Genomic DNA, 19,273 nt, shown 5'->3' on the forward strand with positions numbered 1-19,273 from the left:
GCTATGCCGCGTCGCTGCGGGTGGCGGCGAGTTCGGGGAAGGCTTCCTCCCAGTGCTGGCGGAGTTGGGGTGGCAGCCAGAGGGTGGGCCAGAGTCGCCGGAGGAGGTCAGCGTCGAGCCAGGTGTTCAGGTCCTCGGCCGTGCTGGCTTCGGTGAGTACCACCTTGTACATGCTGGCCAGGCGTGCGGGCCGGTTCAGGTCGTACTCGGCATGCCCGGACCAGTCGAGATGACGCGGAAGCGTCACCGTGCCGTCAGTCGGGCCGTGCAGCGCGGCAAGGGTTTCGGCCACCACGTAGGGCTTCCGGTCACCGTAGGGTCGGTAGTCCGCCGGCGGTTGGGGGGATGTGCGGCGCCGGCTGAGGTTTGTCGCGCGCCGGACCTCCGGTCGCAGTGCCTGGCGGATCGTCTCCCGGCTGTATCCGGTGACCCGTTGCAGATCGACCGGTCGCCAGCCGGCGGCGTGAAACGCCCGTAGCTGCTCGTCCCGTTCGGTCAACGCCTGCGCCCGCGTCGCCTCGTACCGGGAGATGACCGCCTGCAGCTCATCCTCGGAGAACCGACTCATGCCCGTCAGCTTACAACGCTAGGCCAAGCGTGCTTGGCTTCGCTGTCGTCCGGATGCGGGTCATCACCGCGACGGCTGCCTTGATGGCAAGCAGCAGTTCCGGAGCGAGTCGAACTTCGTCGATGACCGGTCAACTCAACAAGTGCCAGTGCACGTTCGATCTGCGAGGAGGCGCCCTTTCAATTTGCGGCGACACCCGTGTTCGATACGCGGGCCTGCGGCGTTCGACCTACGGCATCCAGCAAGTTGGTCAACTCCTGCCAGCCGTTACCCGGCTCCGGTCACGCGTAGGTCGGCGATCAGCAGGTCGAGCAGCCGTTCCTCCATCACCGCTCGGCCCGTGCGCCGCATCGCCTCGCCCAGCGACTCGTCCCACGGCGTCCGGGTGGGCGTGCCGAGCAGGGCCGTGCCGGTGCCCGCCGCCGGCAGGTAGTCAGCCGCGGTCATCCGCCACGGGACCGCGCCCGGATACAGCTGGAGAGCCGCCGCCGTCAGTCGTACGCCGGTCCAGTCGAAGTCGTTGCGCCACCGGATCACCGCTCCCCGAGCGGCACGCAGCAGCGTGTGAACGGCGACCGACGGCACCCCTTCGGTGCAGATCAGCGGCGGGGCCTGGGCCCCGAGCGCGGTGGTGGCCGCGCGCAGCACGGCGGGGTTCTCGCAGACGTATACCTCGTGGCAGTTCAGTGTGAGCGGTGCCAGGCGCAGTTGGTGCAGGGTGACCCGCATTGGCACACCTGCCTGTGCGGCTTCCGTCAGCCACCGCCCGACCAGCCCGCCGGTGGCCGGTGCGTTGAGCACCAGCACCTGGCTGGCGAGGTCGTCCGGGACCAGACCGACCGATTCCCACAACGCCCGTTCCTGCTCGCCGTCGACCGGAAGCGCCGTCTGCTGCCAGGCGGCGACGGCACGGAGGACGAGCCCGCGCAGTGGCCCGTCGGTGAGGGCCTTCGTGTCGTCCAGTACCCGGTCGGCGAAGACCGGAATCGGTTCGTCGGCCGCGGGCAGCGCGTCCAGGACGCGGACCACATCCTCGAACGGCAGTCCGGCGCGGACGACGCGGGTCAAGGCGCCGGCGCGGCGCAAACCGTCGAGCCATTCGGCGTACCAGGGGCTGCTCGCGTGCCGGCCGTCGTTGGCCACAGCGAGGACGGCGTCGCGGGCCACCGTCTCGCGTGTCCGGTCGGACGGCAGGTTGCGCAGCGGGGCCGTTGCGGTGAGCACCTCGACCAGGCCGGTCGCGTGTGCCGCGCGCAGGTGCTCGTCCACGTCGGTCAGGCGGACACTGAGGCGGGCCGCCGCTGCGGAGCGGTGGGTGCCGGTGATGCCGATGACCACCAGGCGCTCGTCGTCGGTGGGAGTGGAGAGCGTCACGGTGGTGTCGAGCCGGCCACCGGTGCGTTCCAGGCTGCGCCGGGCGGCCGCCAGCAACCGCCGCCAGCCGGGCTGATCCACGAGATCCGCCGGACCGCTCGGCCGATCCCACCCGGTCGGCATGAGCGACGGGTGTGCGGCGGCCCGGTCCGACGGCGGTTCGCCGCGATCGTCGGTCATTCGTGGGTGAGGTCGAGCAGCACGCCGGCCCGCTCGGGTTCGTCGCGAACACCGGGGGCGCGGCGGGTCTCCGGGGAGCCGAGGGCGCGGGCCAGGGTTCCGTCGAAGTCGGCGATGTTGGTCGACCCGTCCCAGACCAGCAGCACGGTCGACACGGCGTGTTCCACGGCGGAGTGCGACAGGTCGTAGTGGGCGGCGCCGCTGACCGCCGGGTGGGTGGCCCAGAGGTCGTAGCCGGTCATGAACAGGTCCAGGTCGAACTGTTTCGCCAGCGCCATCAGCTCACCCCGTCCGGTGTCGTCCACGCCGGCGAATGCCTCGTCGAGGCCGAGCAGCCGGGGTGCGTCGGGTCGGGCCGAGCCGAACAGCGCGTTGGCGGCGGCGAACAGCGGCAGGTGCAGGGAGACCGACTGCTCGCCGCCGGAGAGTTGGCTGTGTCGGGCCCGGGTCAGTGCCTCGGTGCCGCCGCCGGGCCGGTGCAGGGTGAACGCGAACGCGCGCCACTGCCGGTAGTCGAGGACGTCGCCGAGCAGTTCCCGGTAGGGCCGTTCGGGCGCGGCGGCCCGCGCCGTCTTGATCCGGGCGGCGAAGTGCCGACGCATGGCGGTGAGCTGGGCCGGCCCGAGCCGGGCCGGGTCGCGTTCGAGCAGTTTGCAGACGTCGCGTTGCTCGGCGTCGAGGTCGTCGGCGAGCCGCCAGCCGACGCCCACGGTGAGCCCCGAAGACATCCGGCGGGCACGCATCTGGCCGTCCATCGCCGCCACCAGGTCGCGGGCCTCGATGGTCCGGTGGTGGATCTGCCGGGCGAGTTGCCCGAGCAGGGCGTCCTCCAGCACCCGCTGCTCGGAGTCGGTCAGCAGTTGCTCCTGGCCACGACGCTCGCGGGCGATCCGGTCGGCGAAGTGGGCGACGGGAGTGAGGCCCTGCTCGTCGGCGACCCGGACCACGATCACCCCGTCGTCGGTGGCCCACTCGGGCCGGTGGTCGAGGCCCGCGGCGGGTAGCTGCGCCTGCAGCTCGGTCAGCGCGGTGGTGAGCCGGGTGGCGCTCTGCTTCAGCGACGTCTCGGTGGGGCTCAGCTCCCGGGTGGCGGCGAGAATCGCCTCGTGCAGGGCTGCCACCTGCGGATGCAGCTCGTCGTCCGGGGTCAGCGCCGGCCAGCGCAGGTCGGCGGGGCAGCGCAACAGGCCCAGCAGGTCCGGTTGGGCGTACGGGCGCAGCCGCTGGGCGTCGTGCTGCGCCTCGGCGACGGCGGCGACCAGGGCCTGCTCGCCCAGCTCCACCCGGGTCAGCGCGGCGACCCGCCGTTCCCGGGCGGCGCCGAGTTGGGTGCGGGCCTGCTCGACGGCCTGCTCCGCCCCGATGATGGCGTCGGCGGTCCGGGCCACGTCGGCCAGCACCTGCTCCGCGTCGGCGCCCACGCTGTCGCGCAACGTGCGGTACGCCTCCGCCTTCTCCTGGTGCCGCGCGCGAGCGGTGCGTGCGGTCTCCGCCGCGGCGGAGAACCGGTCGACTGCCTCGTCGTGGCGCTGCCGGGCCTGGTCCTCCTGCTCGGCGGCACGCACGGCGGCGGTTCGCGTGCCCTCCAGGCGTACCCCTCGTTTCTCGAAGCGGCTCACCGCTTCGGCGGTGTCGTCGAGCCGGTCGACCGGCAGCGACCGCTCCGCCGCGCTCCGGCGCAGTGCGGCCGCGGCGGCGGCCCGCTCGGCCAGGGCCTGGTCGAGGCGGGCGGCGGCGGCCTCGCTGGCCTCCTGCCGGGCGCGTAGCGTCGCGGCGGCCCGGTCCAGCTCGCGCAGCGCCGTGTGGACCGGCGCGGATGCCGGCAGGTGCGCGGCGGCCGCGTCCACCGCCGCCAGCAGCGCCTCGACGGACGCGCGGTCGCGGTCCACCGCGTCGAGGTCGGCGTCGATGACAGCGAGCAGCCGGTCGCACTCGGCGACCCGGGCGGCGCGGCGGGCGGCCCGGGCGGTCGCGCCGATGTACTCGCAGGAGGTCTTGGCGAACCGGCCGGCGGCGATGCCCTGGGCGTACCGGCCGTCGACGCCGATGGTGACCGGCGAGGTGTCGGGCGTGGTCACGTCGGCCAGCGCCACCGAGGTGAGCACCTCGGTGATCCGCGCGGCGGGCACGTCGTCCTGTTCTTCGGGGGCCAGCACGTCGGCGAGGGTGACCCCGGTGGGCCGCCGGTGCGGCGGCAGCGGCAGCAGGTAGCCGTCGAGGTCGTCGCCGGCCAGCGCGGCCGTCGCGGTCCCGGGGTCGGGGTGCAGCCAGGCGTCCAGCAGCCCGGCCGCGTGCAGCGCCGCCTCGACCGCCGCTGCGTCCGCGCCGCTCACCCCGTCGGCGAAACGGACCAGCCGCCACAGCGGTGCGCCGGGCCGGCCGGCGCGTGGTGCGGGCCGGGTCACCGGGGCGGGTGGCGCGTCGTCGTGCTCGGCGGCGATCCGGTCCCGTTCGGCGGCCACCTCGGCCCGCCGGTCGGCCAGCGCCGCCCGCTGGGCCGCCAGCGCCGCGAGCCGGTCCCGCCGCTGGGTCACCACGGTGGCCGTCGCGTCGGCGTACACCTCGCGCAGGGTGCGCGCGCCCGGCTCGCCGGTGGTGTCCACGGCGGCGCTCAGCCCGGCGGCGAGGTCCGGGCGCGCGACGTCGGCCAGCAGCCCGGCGTTGCCCTGCGCCCACTGCTCGATCTGGGCGCGCAGATGAGCGCGGGCCTGCGTGACGGCGTCCTCGGCGCGCCGCTCGGCCTGCTCGGCGTCGGCGGCGGCAGCCGTGGCGCCGGCCGCGTCGGCGGCGGCCCGGGCGTGGTCCCGGTCGGCCTGGTCGTGCCGCGTCACCTGCGCGCGGACGGCGCGCACGTCGTCGCGGCGGGCGGCGGCCCGCGCGGTGATCCGGGCCGCCAGGTCGTCCGCGGCGACGTCGTCGACGCTCCAGGCGATTCCGGCCGCCTCCGCGTCGAGCAGGAGATCGGCGGCGAGCCGGTCGGCCGCCGTCCGCGTGTCCCGGGCCGCGACCGTCGCCCGTTCCGATTCGGTACGCCGCCGCGCCACCGCGCTCTCCTCGGCGACGACCGCCTCGTCGGCCCGTCCGGCCGCCTCGGCCAGGTCGTGCACGTGCCGTTGCAGGTCGGCGAGTTGCTCGTGGGACTGGTATGCCGCCGAGGCCTTCAGGCTGTCCAGGTGGGCGCGCAGCCGTCCGGGTTCGCCCTCCACGGCCCGCAGCCGCTCACCCGCCGCGGACTCCGCCTCGGCCGCCGCGCCGGCCGCGTGACGGGCGTCGTCGAGTGCGTTGGACCGCGTGGCGACCGCGTCGCGGCGGGCGGTCAGGGCGTCGGCGGCGGCCCGCGCGTGGGTCCGCAGATAGGTGGAGTAGACCGTCAGGAACGCGGCGGTGGCGCCGTCCGCCGCCACCAGCCCTTCGAGGGTACGGGCGACCGCCTCCATGTCGTCGAAGGAGCGAGCGGCCTCCACCAGCAGGTGGTCCTCGACCGGGCGCAGCCCCCGTTGCAGCGTGCGGGACAGCTCGACCGGGTTGAGGTCCTTTGCCAGTTGCGGCTTGCGCAGGGTCAGTACCAGGTCCAGCAGTTGCTCGAAGCGGGCCGGGCCGAGGCCGAACAGCCGGGCGTCGACGAGCTGCCGGTAGTCCTCGGCCGAGTCCCGCACCGCCTCGGCGCCCAGCCGGTCGATCAGATCGCGGCGGGTCAGTGGCCGGTCGTCGGCGTCCAGCAGGGAGAAGTCCACCCCGACCCGGCCGTCGACCACGAAGTGCCAGCGGGTGACCCGGTCGACGTGCCGGTGTGCCCGCAACCCGATGCCGACGGTCACGTACTGGTCGCCGTCGCCGAACTCCATCCACACGTACGCGTGGGTGACCTCCTGCCCCCGGTAGAGCAGGTTCGACTTCATAGTCCGGTCCTCGCTGGCGAACGGGTTGAGCCGGCGCGGTTCGATCCGCCCGTCGAGGACGAACGGGAACAGCACCTCCAGCGCCTTGGTCTTGCCGGATCCGTTGGGACCGCGCAGCACCAGCCACCCGTCGACGAAGCTGAACTCCTCGTCCCGGTAGTCCCACAGGTTGATGATCCCGGCCCGGGTGGGGGCGAACCGGCGGACGGCGCGTTGTTCGATCACGATCGACTTCCCTCAGAACAAGGTCTCGGTGGTGGCACGGCGCTTGACCATGGCGATGGTGTGGCGGTAGCGGCCCACCAGCGGCCGGACGAGCACCCCGCCCGGCACGGCGGTGACCGCGCCGAACCGTTCCAGCAGCGCGACCGCCTCGGCGCGCAGCCGCTCCGGGTCGGCGTGCCACTGGGCTCCGAACGCGGTCCCGTACCGCTGCAGGATCTCCCCGACGGCGGTATGCAGGAACCTGTCGGTGACGAACGGCAACCGGCCTGCCCCCTCGGCCTCGTCGTTGTCACTCCGGTCCTCGGCGGTCCACGGCTCGTCCGGACCGGCGTCGTCGAGGCGTACCAGGGTGGCCGTGGGCAGGCCGGCGTCGATCTGGCTCGCCAGCGCCTGCTGCCGGGCGTGCCCGTCGGGCGGGGTCAGCCGCTTGACCCGGCGGCCGTCGGGATCCGCCACCCGGTCGGCCATCTCCACCGCCAGCAGCACCGCGGCCTGCGCCACCGAGCCGATGCCCGGGAACCGCTCCGCGGTGAACCCGCTGGTGTCCACCAGCAGGACGCCCTCGGCCCGCCGTTCCACCCGCAGACCGGTCAGCCGGGCCAGGTCGGTGGCGAGCGCGGAGCCGCGCAGATGGTTGGCGACCGCCGGGTCGATGTCGGTGTGGTAGACGACCGGTGACTCCACCACCGCCCGCCGGGCCGCCTGGGCCGCCTGCCGGCGCTCGGCGTTGCCGCTGCTGCTCATCGCCCGGTCCAGCAGGGCCGACACCGAGTCGATGTGCTGCAGCACCCGGGTTGGCCGGAACAGCGCGAACACCACGTCCCGCGCCACGTCGTACAGCGCCTCCCCGGCGCCCGGGTCACTGGCCCAGGCGGCGCTGGAGCCGTCGGCCAGCCGCAGCACGCCCCGCTCCTCCAGCCAGCCGACCGCGTCCACGAACGCCCGCCGGTCCGGGCCGTGATCCGGATCCAACCCCAGACCGGTGATCCGGTTCGCGTCGCCGGCCACCGAGTCGGCCAACTCGCTGAGGGTGATCTGGATCCCGGCGCGGCCCAGCACCGCCAGGCACAACGACAGGTACGCGTAGCGCTGCCGGTCGAACGGCCGCCCGGTGCGCGACACCGCCGGTTGGGTGCCGTCGAGCTGGTCCTTCGCCCGTACCAGCCGGGCTGTGGAACCGTGCAGCTCCAGCCGGTATCCGAACGCCTCGGCGAGATCCCGGCGCAGGGTGGCGGAGAACCGCCGTACGCGGGGTAGTGCCCGCTCGTTGGGCCAGGTCGCCGTGATCAGCGGGTGGCGCAGGACCAGCCGGACCGCCCGCTGGTAGTCCGCCAGCTCCAACTCGGGGACGTCGGCGGCGAACCGGTGGGCCGCCGGCCGCGGCGCCCCTGCCTCCGCGGTCACGCCGGCACCAGCTCGGGTCGGCGGACCGCGGTGTGCTGCGCGGCGGTGACCGTCAACGCGTACCCGTCCAGATGCAGCCGGCCCTCGGCGGTGCGCACCGTGGTGAACCGGCCCGGCGTCGGGGTGAGGGTCAGTCGCACGCCGTGCGCGGCGGACGCCAGCGGCACCCCGGCCCGGCCGCCCACCCGGGCGGCTAGGGCGATGTCGAGCAGGCGCAGCAGGACCTGGGTCTGCGACCGGTCCAACAGGTGATCGTCCACGCCCTCGGTGGCCAGCGCCGTCGCCGCGTCGGCCAACCGGTGCTCCCGGGTGAGTTGCTCGCCGCGCAGCCGGTGCCGCCGGTCGTCGACCCGGTCCAGCCGGGCCGGCCGCCCCCGGCCCTGCCCCGGTGCCCGGCCGGTGGTCACCAGGGTGCGGGACAACTCCACTGCCGGCGCCTCCCACCACGACAGCCGGCTGGCGATCCCCTCCGGATCCGGGTGCGCCACCCCGACGTGGCGCGGAGCGCCGAGGCCGAACACGACGTCGAACAGGGCGTGCGCGGCCTCCTGGGTGCCGGCGTGGGTAAACCACGCGGCCAGGTGCCGCAACTGCGACTCCCGGCTCACCCCGCCGCGACGCGCCTCGGTGACCCGACGCAGCAGGGCCAGCACGTCACCGATCGCGGCGATGGTGGCGTCCGACAACCGGTCCGCCTCGCTGGGCTGCTCCGGGCCTGGCGGCGCCAGCCAGGACCGCAGCCCCGCCCAGCGCCGCCGCCAGTCCTCCAGCCGCTGCACCGGGGTGTGGAACAGCCGCTCGTCGGCCTCGGCGGCGGCCTCGATCAGCCGGTCCAGGCCGGTGGCCTCGACCTCGTGCACCGCCGCGCGTAGCCGGGGTGTGTACCGCTGTAACTCGTCGTGGAAGTCCCGCAGGTGCGCCAGCAGCGCGTCCTTGTGGGCGAGGAACACCTCCGGCCGCACGTCGTTGGTTCGGCCCAGGTCGCCCAGCATGTGGTAGAAGCGGGCGGCCCGCTCGGCGATGTCGGCCAGCGCCCGGTCCAACCGGTTGAACTTCCGGTAGACCTCTTCGGCGTCCCCGGCCTCGTTGGCTGCGGCGAGCGCGTTCAGGTCCGCCAGCAGGTCGGCGAAGACCAGCCGGGACAGCGTCGAGTCGTCCATGCTCGCCGACAGCACGGCCTCCACCGCCCGGTGCGCCCGGTAGCCCGCCTCGGTGAACTGGTACACCGAGTGCCGGTTGCGGTACTCCGCCAGCGTCGTGGCCCGGGAACCGTCCTGTCCCCGGTCGAGCACACCCCACTCCACCAGGGCGTCGAGCAGCCGCGGCAACTCCAGCCCGGCCGGGTCCGGGCAGTCGGCGTCCGCCTCGTGCAGCGTCGCCAGCGCCGCGGCCACGTCGGAGGTGTGCAGCACCACGTGGTAGCTGGACCGTGCTGAGTCGAACGCCCGCAGCAGCCATAGATAGGCGAACCGGTTCTCCGCCGTCACGTAACCGAACAGCCGCATCCGGTCGTCCAGCCCGAAATCGTCCAAACCGAACGTGGGCCTGGATGGCTGAGCGGTCATCGTTCTCCTCCACAGGACGCGAACGGCTACCCACCCTACCCACCCGGCTCCGGAGAGCGGCGAGACGCGCGAGGCGCCAAGGGTCTCCGAGGTGATCGTGGAACCTGCGTCCAGAGCTGTTGCGCCTGGGTAGGCGCCCTGGCCTGCAGCCCTGGCCGGCGCGACCGGTAGGCCCGAGATCGGACAGGCTGGCCACGTACGCGAGCTGTCCGGCTGTACCTTCGGATCTTCAAGTGGGCCTGTTCTTGCGCCGCACGGCGTACAGGTCGACCCGGAACCGGTCGGCGAACAACGCCAGCTTGTCCCGGGTCGGCGAGGCCATGGTGACCAGGCCCGGCGGCTCCACCGGTGCGAAACTGCTCCGGTGCCGCGGTGGTGTCCTGGCCGCGCAGGTCCAGCGGACGTGCCAGTCGGGCGTCATGCGCCCGTAACCGCTCCACCTCCCGCCGAAGATCGACGAACTCGGCCACCGAACTCATGCCGACCATCCTCGCGCATCGGGCTTCGAGCACCCCGACACCGGTCCGCTATCCATCCGCCGATGGCATCGAAGGGCAACGCCGCGCTGGAGGCGATGTTTGAGGAAGCCACGGTCGACGCGTACGGCGACGACGAGCAGCCCACCGGCCTGTTCACCATGATCGAGGAGCATCTGGCGGTGCCGTTCACCACCACCACCGTCCTCGGCGTCGAGGTCACCGTGCGGAAGATCGACCCGACCGCGGACAGCGTCGTCGCGGTCTGCGCCCGAGGCCGCCACCGGCAGAGGATCGACCTGCTCGACCTGCCGCTACCCACCCCGGCGCCGGACGGCGCCGCGTGGATCGACGCCTACCGACACTGGGCCGGAAGGTAGTCCGCAGTGAGCGAATACCAGTACTACGAATTTAGCGCCGTCGACCGGCCCCTCACCGGCCGGGAACGGGCCGAGCTTCGGTCGCTGTCGACCCGGGCCGACATCACCGCCACCAGCTTCGTCAACACCTACGAGTGGGGCAACTTCAAGGGCGACCCGCGCACGCTGATGTAACGGTACTTCGACGCGCACCTGTACCTGGCCAACTGGGGCACCCGCCAGCTCATGCTGCGGCTACCGAAACACGTGCTCGACCCCGCCACCGCCGCCCAGTACTGCCAAGGCGACAGCGCCTGCGCCTGGACTGCCGGCGAGCACGTCATCATCGACCTCCACGACGAGGACGAGGACGGCACCGACGAATGGGACCTCGACGGCCACGGCCTGCTCACCTCCATCATCCCGGTCCGGGCCGGCCTCGCCGCCGGCGACCTGCGCCTGCTCTACCTCGCCTGACTCCGCTGCGTACAGTCCGAGGACATCGCCGACGACGAGCCCGAACCACCCGTCCCAGCCCGACTGGGCACCCTCGACGCGCCCCTCACCGCCGTCGCCGAGTTCCTACGCATCGACCCCGACCTGATCGCGGCCGCGGCGGCCGAGTCGCCGCCGGCCGCCTCCGGTGAACCGACCGCCGCGCAACTACGCACGTGGGTCGTAGGGCTGCCCGCCTGGGACAAGGACGCCATCCTGACCGACCTGATCACCGGCGACGGCCACCTGCGCAGCCGACTGCTGCGCCGCTACCGCGACGCGCACCCCACCGGTACGCCCACCCCGGCAGCCGCCCGCACCGCCGGGGAACTGCTCGCCACCGCCGCGGACCTGCGCGCCGAACGGGAACGACGGGACGCCGAGCAACGCGAACGCGACCGGATTCGCCGCGAACGGTCCGCTGCGGCAGCACGGCAAGGACACCTTGACACCCTCGCAGTCGACCAACCCGCCGCCTGGCAGCGGGTCGCCGAACTCATCGCCACGAAGAAACCCCGCGAGTACGACACCGCCGTTCAACTCCTCGTCGACCTGCGCGACCTCGCTGAACGAGACGGAGACAGCACATCGTTCCGAAATCGCCTGGCCGAGCTACGGACGGTGCACGCCCGCAAGCCCAGCCTGCTCGAACGCCTCAACCGCACAGGTCTCGAAACCTGACGCATGGTTCCCCGCTGACCGTCGCCAAGGTGCGACGAGGATCGTGGAGGGCCGGTGCGGCGTGCCAGCGTGACGCCCCAGACAGTCGACGCCGGCGGCGGTGCGCTCCAGGCGTCCGTCGGGACCCGCAACCGGACATCGAACTGCGTCGTTTGGCGGGGTGGACCCGGAGGGTCGGGTGACTGTCTGGGTGTGTGCTGCCGATGTCATGGCCAGCTTGGAGTAGGACGCCCCGGCCCTCGCTGATGACCGCTGTATCAGCACTGGATGGAGACTTGCGACCGATCGCCCTTTCCGAAGTTGTGACTACTGAACCGCGGCGGGGTCCACGCCCCTTGATCAGACAACCGAAGAGGGTGATGCCCGGTGGGCAGCCTGTGGGCCGGCGTCGACGTCGGCAAGACCCACCACCACGTTTGCGTCGTCAACGACGACGGCACCGTCGTTCTGTCCGAGAAGATCCCCAACGACCAGCAGGCCATCTCCGGCATCGCCGGACGGCTCGGTAAGCGCCGCAAGCCGATCCGCTGGGCCGTCGACCTGCGGGGTGGACCTGCCTCGCTGCTGTTGGCGGTCCTGCTCGACCGGGGTGCGGACGTGCGCTACGTCAGCGGCACCGTCACCTCGCGGATGGCGGAGGCGTTCCACGGCGAACGCAAGACCGACGCTCACGACGCCTACGTCATCGCCCAGACCCTGCGCATGCGCGCCGATCTACCGACCCTCACCCTCGCGGACGGGGTGCAGCAGCAGTTGAAGCTGCTCGTCTCCCGCCGCCTCGACCTGGTCGCCGACCGGGTCCGCCTCACCGCCCGCATCCAGGACCTGCTGACCATGATCAGCCCCGCCCTGGAGAAGACGCTGAACCTGCGCAGCAAGGGCGCGCTTCGGCTCCTCGTCCAGTGGCAGACCCCCGGCGGGCTGCGCCGTGCCGGCGAAGCTTGCATCCTGGCCTACCTGCGCCAGCACGGCGTCCGGGCCGCCAAAGCGCTGACCGCCAAAGTCCTCACTGCCGCGCGGACGCAGACCGTCGCCGTCGCGGGGGAGGCCACTGCGGCCGGGATCCTGGCGCAGATGGCGACCGATCTGGAAGCGGTCAACGACCGCATCGTCGCCATCGAGAAAACCATCACCGCGGTGGTCGCCGAGCACGAACTGGGAGAGATCGTCACCAGCCTGCCGGGTATCGGCACCACCCTCGCCGCCGAGTTCCTCGCCCACGCCGGCACCCTCACCACCTACCCCAGCGCCGCAGCGCTCGCCGCCCACGCCGGGCTCGCCCCGATCTCCCGCGACTCCGGACGCCGGCAAGGTCATCAGATCCGGCCGCACCGATACCACCGGGGTCTACGCCGGGTGTTCAGCATGTCCAGCTTCACCGCCCTGACCCACTGCCCACGATCACGCGCCTACTACGACAAGAAACGAGCCGAAGGAAAAACCCACACCGCCAAGCCACCGCAGCCCTGTCCAGACAACGCCTCAACGTCCTCTGGGCCTGCATCCGCGACAAGGCCCCCTACCAGCCCAAACAACCAAGATCAGGAGAGGTGGCGCTGTGCGAACTCGCGTAGAGACTCCTGCCGTCCCTGACCGGCGGTGACCGACGCTGCCGGACCATGATCGCCGGTGGCGGTCCGCCTATCCGGCCCGATCACGTGCGGTCGGTGTGCGGTCCGCTGGCGGCGGTGCCAGCGCTGACCGCCGCCGGGGCTCCCTGCGGTACGCTGACAGCCGCCGCTAGGTAGTGTGGATCACCAGGCCCTCGTAGCTCAGGGGATAGAGCATCGGTTTCCTAAACCGTGTGTCGCAGGTTCGAATCCTGCCGGGGGCACCTCGACGATCAGCGAAAACGCCCTCCGACCAGCGGAAACACTCTCCGGCCGATGTGATCTCGTAGGCAGCCGTAGGCTACCCGAGCCGCCGTTTGTCGCCAGTCGTGCAAAATACGTGCAATGATCTTGGGCCTCTTTCGAGGCGTGTTCGCGCAGGTCAGAGGCCACAAAAGCGGAGAGGCCGCAGCATCGGCCACGGCCCCTCGCACCCCACACGTGATCATCACGCGGACAACGCCGCCTCGATACGTTCGTTCATCCGACTCCGGTCGCCGTCGAGGCACTTCGCGTACACCTTGAGCAGCACGTCGACCGAGTGACCGGCCCGATCCGCGACCTCCGGAGCGGGTAGCCCGGCGTTCAGCCACAGCGAGACGCCCGCGTGCCGCAGGTCGTACGGCCGCCCCGCCAGTGGGGACACCACCCGGTCCGGTGGCAGGCTCAACGTCCGAGCCTCCTCCCAGACCCGGGAGTACGTCGACGCCGCCACCACGTTGCCACGCTCACTGCGGAACAGCCGACCATCCTCGCCGACGCCGAACCGGTCGATGTGCTCCCGCAGGATCGTCACCAGCTCCGGCGGGATCGGCACCTCACACGCTTCCGTCTCGCCCCGGTGCTTGAGCCCACGCTCGTCGTGCACCTCGCCACTGTCGGTGTACCGCTTGCCCGCCGCCGGCCGCGACTTCTCCACTGTCAGCAGGCCCCAACCCGAGTCGGGCAGGTGGCAGTCCCGCTGCCGCAGGCCCAACGCCTCACTCGGCCGCAGCGCGGCGAAGTAGAGGCAGGCGTCGAAGGCCCGTAGCCGTTCACCCCGCCGGCCGTCCTTGCCGCGCCGGCCGACGTAGGTCACTGCGGTCAACAGGTCTCGCGCCTGGCCGACGTTGACCACCACCCGCCGGTCGATCTCCACCGTCACCTTGCGTCGAGTGGACCGTACGCGCAGCTTGTCGACCGGGTTGAAGTCGAGTAGTTCCAGCTCGACCGCGTACTGAAGCACGTTGTAGAACACCGAGCGCCGCCGCCTGGCCGTCGAGGCGGCGGCCGGCCGGCCATCCATCCGAAGCCCGAGCGCATCCAGCGCGGGCCGGACCACCGACGCTTCCGCCAGGGAGGGCAGCGGACGGGACGCCTTGCCGAGCCACCGCAGCGCAGCGGCGACCTCCGCCGGTCGGTCGAGTTGCCGGGCGGCCGGCGGAAGTTCGTACTCGTGAAGCGCCCGACGCACCAGCGCGGGATCAGGCCGGCCGGGCAGGTCCTGGACGAGTAGGCCGGTCACGGCCGCCAGCCCGTCCGTCATGCTGTCCCGCGACTTCGCGACTTCGCGGCGGCAACCGGCCATTTCATGTCGACATACCGCCGTACGAAGGCCAGCCAGGTCACCGACTCGTCCGGCCTAGCCAGCGAATCGGGCAGCCCGGAATCGGTGTCGAACGCCTCGCCACGATTCACGGACTGCATCAGGTCCGAGCGGAAGTTGTTGGCCAGCGCCCGAGTGCCGAACGTCCGAGACTTCGGCTCCGTCGCCACCAGCCACCGGACGGTGTACGACTTCTTCCGCTTGGCCAGCGCGTTGACCTGGATACCGCGAATCCGCACTTCGCGCGACTTCACGCCGCCTCCCGATGCTGCTCCAGCCAAGCCCGCAGGCCGCGCCGCTCGATGCGCAGCTCACCGTTTGGGAGCTTGATGCACTTCGGGGCGATGCCCAGCTCACGCCACCGGTAGAAGGTGCGCCGGGACACGCCGTTGAGTACGGCGAGCACCTGAGAGGGCGGTTGCGGAGATTAGGTCCTTTTTGGGGATAGAGCGAATATTCCGGGTTCGCTCTCGGTGAGGACATTCCGGCTGACCAGGCGTTTCAGCTTGGCGCGGGTGCCTTCGACGTGTTTCGGTAGCGGCTCGATGTCGAGTGCGAGGCAGATGTCCTTGGCGCGCATCCCTGTGGCGGACGCGGCCAGGACGGCGAGGATCTGCTGGTAGGCGGAGCTGGTCACGGTCGGGTCGTCGGCGGTGAACTCGGCGGCGGCCAGAACGCGCAGAGTGCTGCGGGTGGTCGTCAGGTCAGCCAGTTCAGCGTCGATGCGGGCGAGTTCGCTGGTGAGCGCGGCGATCTGCGCGCGGAGTTGCTCAGCGGCCCGGCGTGCGCTGGTTTCGCGTTCGGTGATCAGGCCGAGGATCGTGTCGAGGTGCACCGGCGGTCTACCCGTTTCGCCAGGTCCGGGTACTGGTACCGGTCAACCGGCGGACCATGTTCGCCGTCGCCGCCCACAGTGTCCGCGAGACCGATGACTCGGGCCGGCTTTCGTACTCGCGGGCCAGGCGGCGGTGCAGCATCAGGGTGCCGAAGGCTTGCTCGACGATCCACCGCTTCTTGACCGGTACGAACCCCGGCAGGGTGTCGGATCGCTTGACGACCTCGATGTCGATGCCCACGACGGCTCCGTGAACAGCGAAGTCCTGCTTGAAGCCGGCGTCGACCCAGGCATGGGTCACCGTCGGGGTGTGCTCGGCGACCTTGTCGAGCAGTTCGATCCCGACCTGGTTGTCGGTGACCGACGCCGCGGTGACAACGACCGCGATGATCAGGCCCAACGCATCCACGGCCAGGCCCCGCTTGCGACCCGGTACCCTCTTGCCGGCATCTTTACCGGTCGTGGCGGCCGGGACGTGGTTCGCGGCCCTGATCGACTGGGTGTCCACCGCGACTGCGGTCGGGTCCTCGGCCCGGCCGGCCTTCTCCCGCGTCTGGCAGCGCAGCAGGTCATGGATCGCGGCGTCGGTACCGTCGTCCCGCCACAACCCGAAGTAGTAGTAGGTCACCGGCTTCTGCGGCAGGTCGTGCGGCAGATACGCCCACTGACAGCCGGTCCGGTTCTGGTACAAGATCGCGTTCAGCACCTCCCGCAGATCCTGTTCCCCGTGGCGGCCCGCGACCGAGACCCGCTTGGCTCTCCACGCGTTCAGGAACGGGCCGATCATCGCCCACTGCTCGTCGGTGACGTCGCTGGGGTACGGCTTGCGATCACTCATGACCAGCCCAACACCGCAACCGGTGGCCAGGACATGACCGGTATTCATTCTTCACGCCATCGAGTGATCACTATCTACCATGAACCCGCAGAACGATCTCCAAACGGACTCAACGCATAGATCAACCTAAAGGGTCTCCGACCGCCCTCTGAGAGGTGATAGAAGCGTCGTAACTCCTATCCTTCCAGTTCAGAGGGCACTTTCTATATCCGAGGTCCCGTCGAGCCGACCCTCATCGGTGGATCGAGGCTCAGGGAGTTGCCGTGTCGTGAGTGGGCGTGCCGAATAGATCGAGGAACCTTTGCGCGGCGGCGGGGTCTCCATGCAGGTTGGTACGACCGCCCTTGCGCTCCGCGTTCAAGGAACTCGTGCCTGTGAGCAGCGCGGTTAGCGCCGCAGGGTCCGTGGTGATGCTGATCTCAGCGTCTGGCGCCTCGCCGCGTTCTACGCTGAGCGCGCCATGTGTCACGTTCACCCTGAATGGTTGACCATTGAGGCGTAGTTCGACGGTGGCGGCCACACGCGGGTCGGCATCGGGTTTGAACAGGGTGTGCAGGGCCAGCGCGGCGGAGTCGACGCTGAGCGGCTCGTTGGCGCGATCGGCCAGCCCGGCCGATTGACTGCTCCACTGGGCCAGTGACACGACGATCGGCTCGAGTTGCGATCCCCATGTCGTGAGTTCGTAGACCCAGGAACTTGCGGGAGCGGGCAGTTTGTGTCGGCGTACGACACCGTGCGACTCAAGCTCCCGGAGCCGTGTGGTGAGCATGTCCGTGCTCACGGACGGCAGTCCCGCCCGCAGGTCACTGAACCGTTTCGGTCCGAGCAGGAGTTCGCGTACGACCAGCAGTGCCCAGCGTTCGCCGAGGATGTCCAAGGCGTGGGCCACCGCACAGGCGTCGTGGTACTTCCGCTGTCCAGCCATGTGTTGATCGTAACACAGAGTTCAAGTTTCCAACTTCAAGGTTGGTTTTTCCAACTTCACTGCTAGAGTGGGCCTAGTCAGGCCACAGCCCACGCTGACCCTCGGCTGGGTGCGATCGACGCAGGGAGTTGTCATGCCACTGATGTTTCTCGAGGTTCCATCCGGACTCGACCGGAGCGCGAAGGCCGAGCTGCTGGCCGGGTTGACGGCGGTCATCGACAAGACCTACCAGTTTCCCGACACCCGGATCTTTCTGAGGGAATACCCGCAGGAGAACGTTTGTCAGGACGGACGGGTCGACGCTGGCCCGATCCGACCTGTCGGTTTTCTCGAAGCTCCCGAACTGTCGAACGTCGATGCCAAGCGTCTGCTGGTTGTCGGGCTTCAGGAGGTGATCGCCCAGCATTACGCAGAGATCGCCGATGTCGAGCAAACGCTGATTCTCATCAACCAGTACCCGTTGGAGAACGTTGGGTGGCTGAAGCAGCTCCAGTCCGACAACCCCATGATCGTGCAAGCGGTGGAAGCCCTGAATTCTTGAGCTACCTCATCGGTACGGATCGGTCATCACCCACCATTACCGCTTGATCGTCCGGGGCGAAGCCCTCTGTGGGTGATCCATTCCAACGGGTCAGTGGTCGTACGCGACAAGTGAGCGCATGATGGGTTGGCCTGTTGTGCCAGATGGTGGCGGTCAACGCAAAGGATGCGTTGCAGGACGCGTACGACCACGCCTGCCGGGGTTCGGCCACGGTGTTGCTGCTCCAGGTTTGGCCTTTGAAGGTCTGGTTGACCGATTCGATTCTCGATGGTGGCGGCGAGGCGGTGCAGTTCGGGCAGGTCGGTGGCGGCGCATCGGGTGTAGAAGCGGTGCAGCAGCCGGTTGACGGTTTCCCGGTCGGGCTGACCACGGCCGCCACCACACCGCCCGCGCCAACCGCGAGGACGCCCGCGCCAACCGCGAGGACGCCCGCGCCAACCGCGAGGACGCCCGCGCCAACCGCGAGGACGCCCGCGCCAACCGCGAGGACGCCCGCGCCAACCGCGAGGACGCCCTCGCCGCAGCCGCACGGCGCGCCCGGAACGGTTCGGCACCACCCGGCTACTACCCAAGATCCTCGACCTGCCCGCCAGGTCTGGATCAACAAACCCGAACCGAAACGACAAGCCGCTGAACTCCCGCTGGCCTCAATCCCTTGACACGTTCCGGAACGCGGGCCCTTTCTGCGACTCATGACCCCATCCTGAGCCAGGACCATCTCAACAGCAGTAGTCAACGCTTCTCGATCCTGAACTCGCCCTGTCCGGCGGACTTGCTATGAACCGCTGGCCTCAACTCACCTTGACAGACAGGGCCAGTGAAGGTTGTGGAAAGGTGAGGCGGCTAAAGCAAGGACAGTCTTGATCTCTACGGACTGAAGCATTCGAGAATCCTGGCACGGACGATCGCAACGGATCATGAGGCCAGTGCCCTTTCGACGCGCTCATTCATCCGAGACCGGTCACCGTCGAGGCACTTCGCGTACACCTTGAGCAGCACGTCGACGGAGTGACCGGTCCGATCCGCGACCTCCGGGGCGGGAGCGTGCCGTAGGTCGTACGGCCGCCCGGGCAGCGGCGAGGCGGCCTGCGCCGGAGCCAGCGCCAGAGTCCGCGTCTCGTCCCAGACCCGGAGTACGTCGACGCCGCCACCACGTTGCTCCGCTCGCTGAAGAACAACCACCCGTCCGACGCCGTCCCGTACCGGTCGAGGTGCTCCCGCAGAATCGCCACCAGCTCCGGAGGGCAAGGCAGGGCATCATGGGTTCGTGATGCGCGCGGTGGTCGCTTCGGTCTCTCGTTGGCGGAGCCGGGGTCCAAGCCAGGCAGCACGCATTGGCTGGTCCCTTGCCTTCTTGATGGGCTATGGCCTGTGGACCTGGGCCACGCACAGGTGGGCCGTCGGGCAAGGATATTCCGGTCTGCTGGAGGGCTGGCGGCCGTGGTACTTCGCGGTTGCGGCTCTGACCTACTGGCCGGTGGCATGCCTACTCTGGTGGTTCATGTTCCCCAACGCGGGAGGGTCCGTGCCTTGGGCGCGTCATTGATAGCCTTCCTGAAAGCCGAGGTCGGCATCGATTCGCGGGGCTAGGCCGTGTGTCATAAGTGCCCTGTGGTCCTGGCTGTGAGGTAGATCGGCTGGGCGTGTCGGTGACCGGGATGCGGTGAGGTCTCCGGTAGATGGGTTATCGACCAAGACAACCATCTGCACGGA

The 19,273-nt window shown here is 70.5% G+C and carries 19 protein-coding genes and 1 tRNA gene; 6 read left to right on the forward strand and 14 right to left on the reverse strand.

Annotation, left to right across the window (positions count from 1 at the left end):
- Window position 1 precedes the first annotated feature (1 nt).
- From ABGB21_RS26395 to ABGB21_RS26420, 6 genes are all read right to left on the reverse strand, one after another.
- The gene (locus ABGB21_RS26395) at window positions 2-568 is read right to left on the reverse strand and encodes a hypothetical protein (protein WP_347658039.1); all 567 of its coding nucleotides are present in this window, start codon (window positions 566-568) and stop codon (window positions 2-4) included.
- 267 nt (window positions 569-835) lie between these two features.
- Window positions 836-2,122 carry a TIGR02679 family protein gene (locus tag ABGB21_RS26400; protein WP_347680024.1) on the reverse strand — a complete coding sequence of 429 codons (1,287 nt, stop codon included), beginning with the start codon at window positions 2,120-2,122 and terminating at the stop codon, window positions 836-838.
- Entirely contained in the window at window positions 2,119-6,246 is a 4,128-nt protein-coding gene (locus ABGB21_RS26405; RefSeq protein ID WP_347680026.1) for a TIGR02680 family protein, read from the reverse strand. The genes ABGB21_RS26400 and ABGB21_RS26405 overlap by 4 nt, the downstream gene beginning before the upstream one ends.
- A 12-nt stretch (window positions 6,247-6,258) precedes the next feature.
- Window positions 6,259-7,650 (reverse strand): TIGR02678 family protein, encoded by a 1,392-nt coding sequence (locus ABGB21_RS26410; protein WP_347658036.1) that lies wholly within the window; start codon window positions 7,648-7,650, stop codon window positions 6,259-6,261.
- Window positions 7,647-9,215 (reverse strand): TIGR02677 family protein, encoded by a 1,569-nt coding sequence (locus tag ABGB21_RS26415; protein WP_347658035.1) that lies wholly within the window; start codon window positions 9,213-9,215, stop codon window positions 7,647-7,649. Before ABGB21_RS26415 ends, ABGB21_RS26410 begins: the two co-directional genes overlap by 4 nt.
- Before the next feature lie 229 nt (window positions 9,216-9,444).
- Window positions 9,445-9,636, reverse strand: coding sequence for a hypothetical protein (locus ABGB21_RS26420; protein WP_347658034.1), 192 nt, complete (start codon window positions 9,634-9,636; stop codon window positions 9,445-9,447).
- Window positions 9,637-9,756: 120 nt separating this feature from the next.
- On the opposite strand from ABGB21_RS26420, the gene ABGB21_RS26425 reads away from it, so the two are divergent.
- Genes ABGB21_RS26425 through ABGB21_RS26435 form a run of 3 tightly spaced genes read left to right on the forward strand, consistent with a single transcriptional unit; the run spans window position 9,757 to window position 10,527 of the window.
- Entirely contained in the window at window positions 9,757-10,071 is a 315-nt protein-coding gene (locus tag ABGB21_RS26425) for a hypothetical protein (RefSeq protein WP_347680028.1), read from the forward strand.
- Between the two features lie 6 nt (window positions 10,072-10,077).
- Window positions 10,078-10,245 carry a hypothetical protein gene (locus tag ABGB21_RS26430; protein ID WP_347658032.1) on the forward strand — a complete coding sequence of 56 codons (168 nt, stop codon included), beginning with the start codon at window positions 10,078-10,080 and terminating at the stop codon, window positions 10,243-10,245.
- A gap of 51 nt (window positions 10,246-10,296) precedes the next feature.
- Window positions 10,297-10,527 carry a hypothetical protein gene (locus ABGB21_RS26435; protein ID WP_347680030.1) on the forward strand — a complete coding sequence of 77 codons (231 nt, stop codon included), beginning with the start codon at window positions 10,297-10,299 and terminating at the stop codon, window positions 10,525-10,527.
- A 186-nt stretch (window positions 10,528-10,713) separates the two neighbouring features.
- Here ABGB21_RS26435 and ABGB21_RS26440 read toward each other — a convergent pair whose 3' ends face one another.
- Window positions 10,714-11,085, reverse strand: coding sequence for a hypothetical protein (locus ABGB21_RS26440; protein ID WP_347658030.1), 372 nt, complete (start codon window positions 11,083-11,085; stop codon window positions 10,714-10,716).
- 507 nt (window positions 11,086-11,592) lie between these two features.
- Between ABGB21_RS26440 and ABGB21_RS26445 the strand changes: the two genes are divergently transcribed.
- Window positions 11,593-12,819 (forward strand): IS110 family transposase, encoded by a 1,227-nt coding sequence (locus ABGB21_RS26445; protein ID WP_347680032.1) that lies wholly within the window; start codon window positions 11,593-11,595, stop codon window positions 12,817-12,819.
- Window positions 12,820-12,987: 168 nt separating this feature from the next.
- Window positions 12,988-13,060, forward strand: a tRNA-Arg gene (locus ABGB21_RS26450).
- A 224-nt stretch (window positions 13,061-13,284) separates the two neighbouring features.
- Here the strand turns inward: ABGB21_RS26450 and ABGB21_RS26455 are convergent.
- The 6 genes from ABGB21_RS26455 to ABGB21_RS26480 all read right to left on the reverse strand — a co-directional run bounded on the left by ABGB21_RS26455 (window position 13,285) and on the right by ABGB21_RS26480 (window position 17,019).
- Complete coding sequence (locus ABGB21_RS26455; protein ID WP_347680034.1) at window positions 13,285-14,361, reverse strand: site-specific integrase; 1,077 nt, start codon at window positions 14,359-14,361, stop codon at window positions 13,285-13,287.
- Window positions 14,358-14,675, reverse strand: a complete 318-nt coding sequence (locus ABGB21_RS26460) for a hypothetical protein (RefSeq protein WP_347680036.1) — start codon at window positions 14,673-14,675, stop codon at window positions 14,358-14,360. The genes ABGB21_RS26455 and ABGB21_RS26460 overlap by 4 nt, the downstream gene beginning before the upstream one ends.
- A complete protein-coding gene (locus ABGB21_RS26465; protein ID WP_347680038.1) occupies window positions 14,672-14,827 on the reverse strand; it encodes a helix-turn-helix domain-containing protein in 156 nt (51 codons plus the stop codon). The genes ABGB21_RS26460 and ABGB21_RS26465 overlap by 4 nt, the downstream gene beginning before the upstream one ends.
- Window positions 14,828-14,848: 21 nt before the next feature.
- A complete protein-coding gene (locus ABGB21_RS26470; RefSeq protein ID WP_347680040.1) occupies window positions 14,849-15,256 on the reverse strand; it encodes a hypothetical protein in 408 nt (135 codons plus the stop codon).
- A gap of 7 nt (window positions 15,257-15,263) precedes the next feature.
- Window positions 15,264-16,094, reverse strand: coding sequence for an IS5 family transposase (locus ABGB21_RS26475; RefSeq protein WP_347680042.1), 831 nt, complete (start codon window positions 16,092-16,094; stop codon window positions 15,264-15,266).
- Between the two features lie 250 nt (window positions 16,095-16,344).
- Complete coding sequence (locus ABGB21_RS26480; RefSeq protein WP_347680044.1) at window positions 16,345-17,019, reverse strand: winged helix-turn-helix transcriptional regulator; 675 nt, start codon at window positions 17,017-17,019, stop codon at window positions 16,345-16,347.
- Window positions 17,020-17,152: 133 nt separating this feature from the next.
- On the opposite strand from ABGB21_RS26480, the gene ABGB21_RS26485 reads away from it, so the two are divergent.
- Window positions 17,153-17,560 carry a hypothetical protein gene (locus ABGB21_RS26485; RefSeq protein WP_347680046.1) on the forward strand — a complete coding sequence of 136 codons (408 nt, stop codon included), beginning with the start codon at window positions 17,153-17,155 and terminating at the stop codon, window positions 17,558-17,560.
- Between the two features lie 915 nt (window positions 17,561-18,475).
- Here ABGB21_RS26485 and ABGB21_RS26490 read toward each other — a convergent pair.
- Entirely contained in the window at window positions 18,476-18,742 is a 267-nt protein-coding gene (locus ABGB21_RS26490) for a hypothetical protein (protein WP_347680048.1), read from the reverse strand.
- Between the last annotated feature and the right edge of the window lie 531 nt (window positions 18,743-19,273).

This window comes from Plantactinospora sp. B24E8 (assembly GCF_039871735.1).
GTDB lineage: Bacteria > Actinomycetota > Actinomycetes > Mycobacteriales > Micromonosporaceae > Plantactinospora.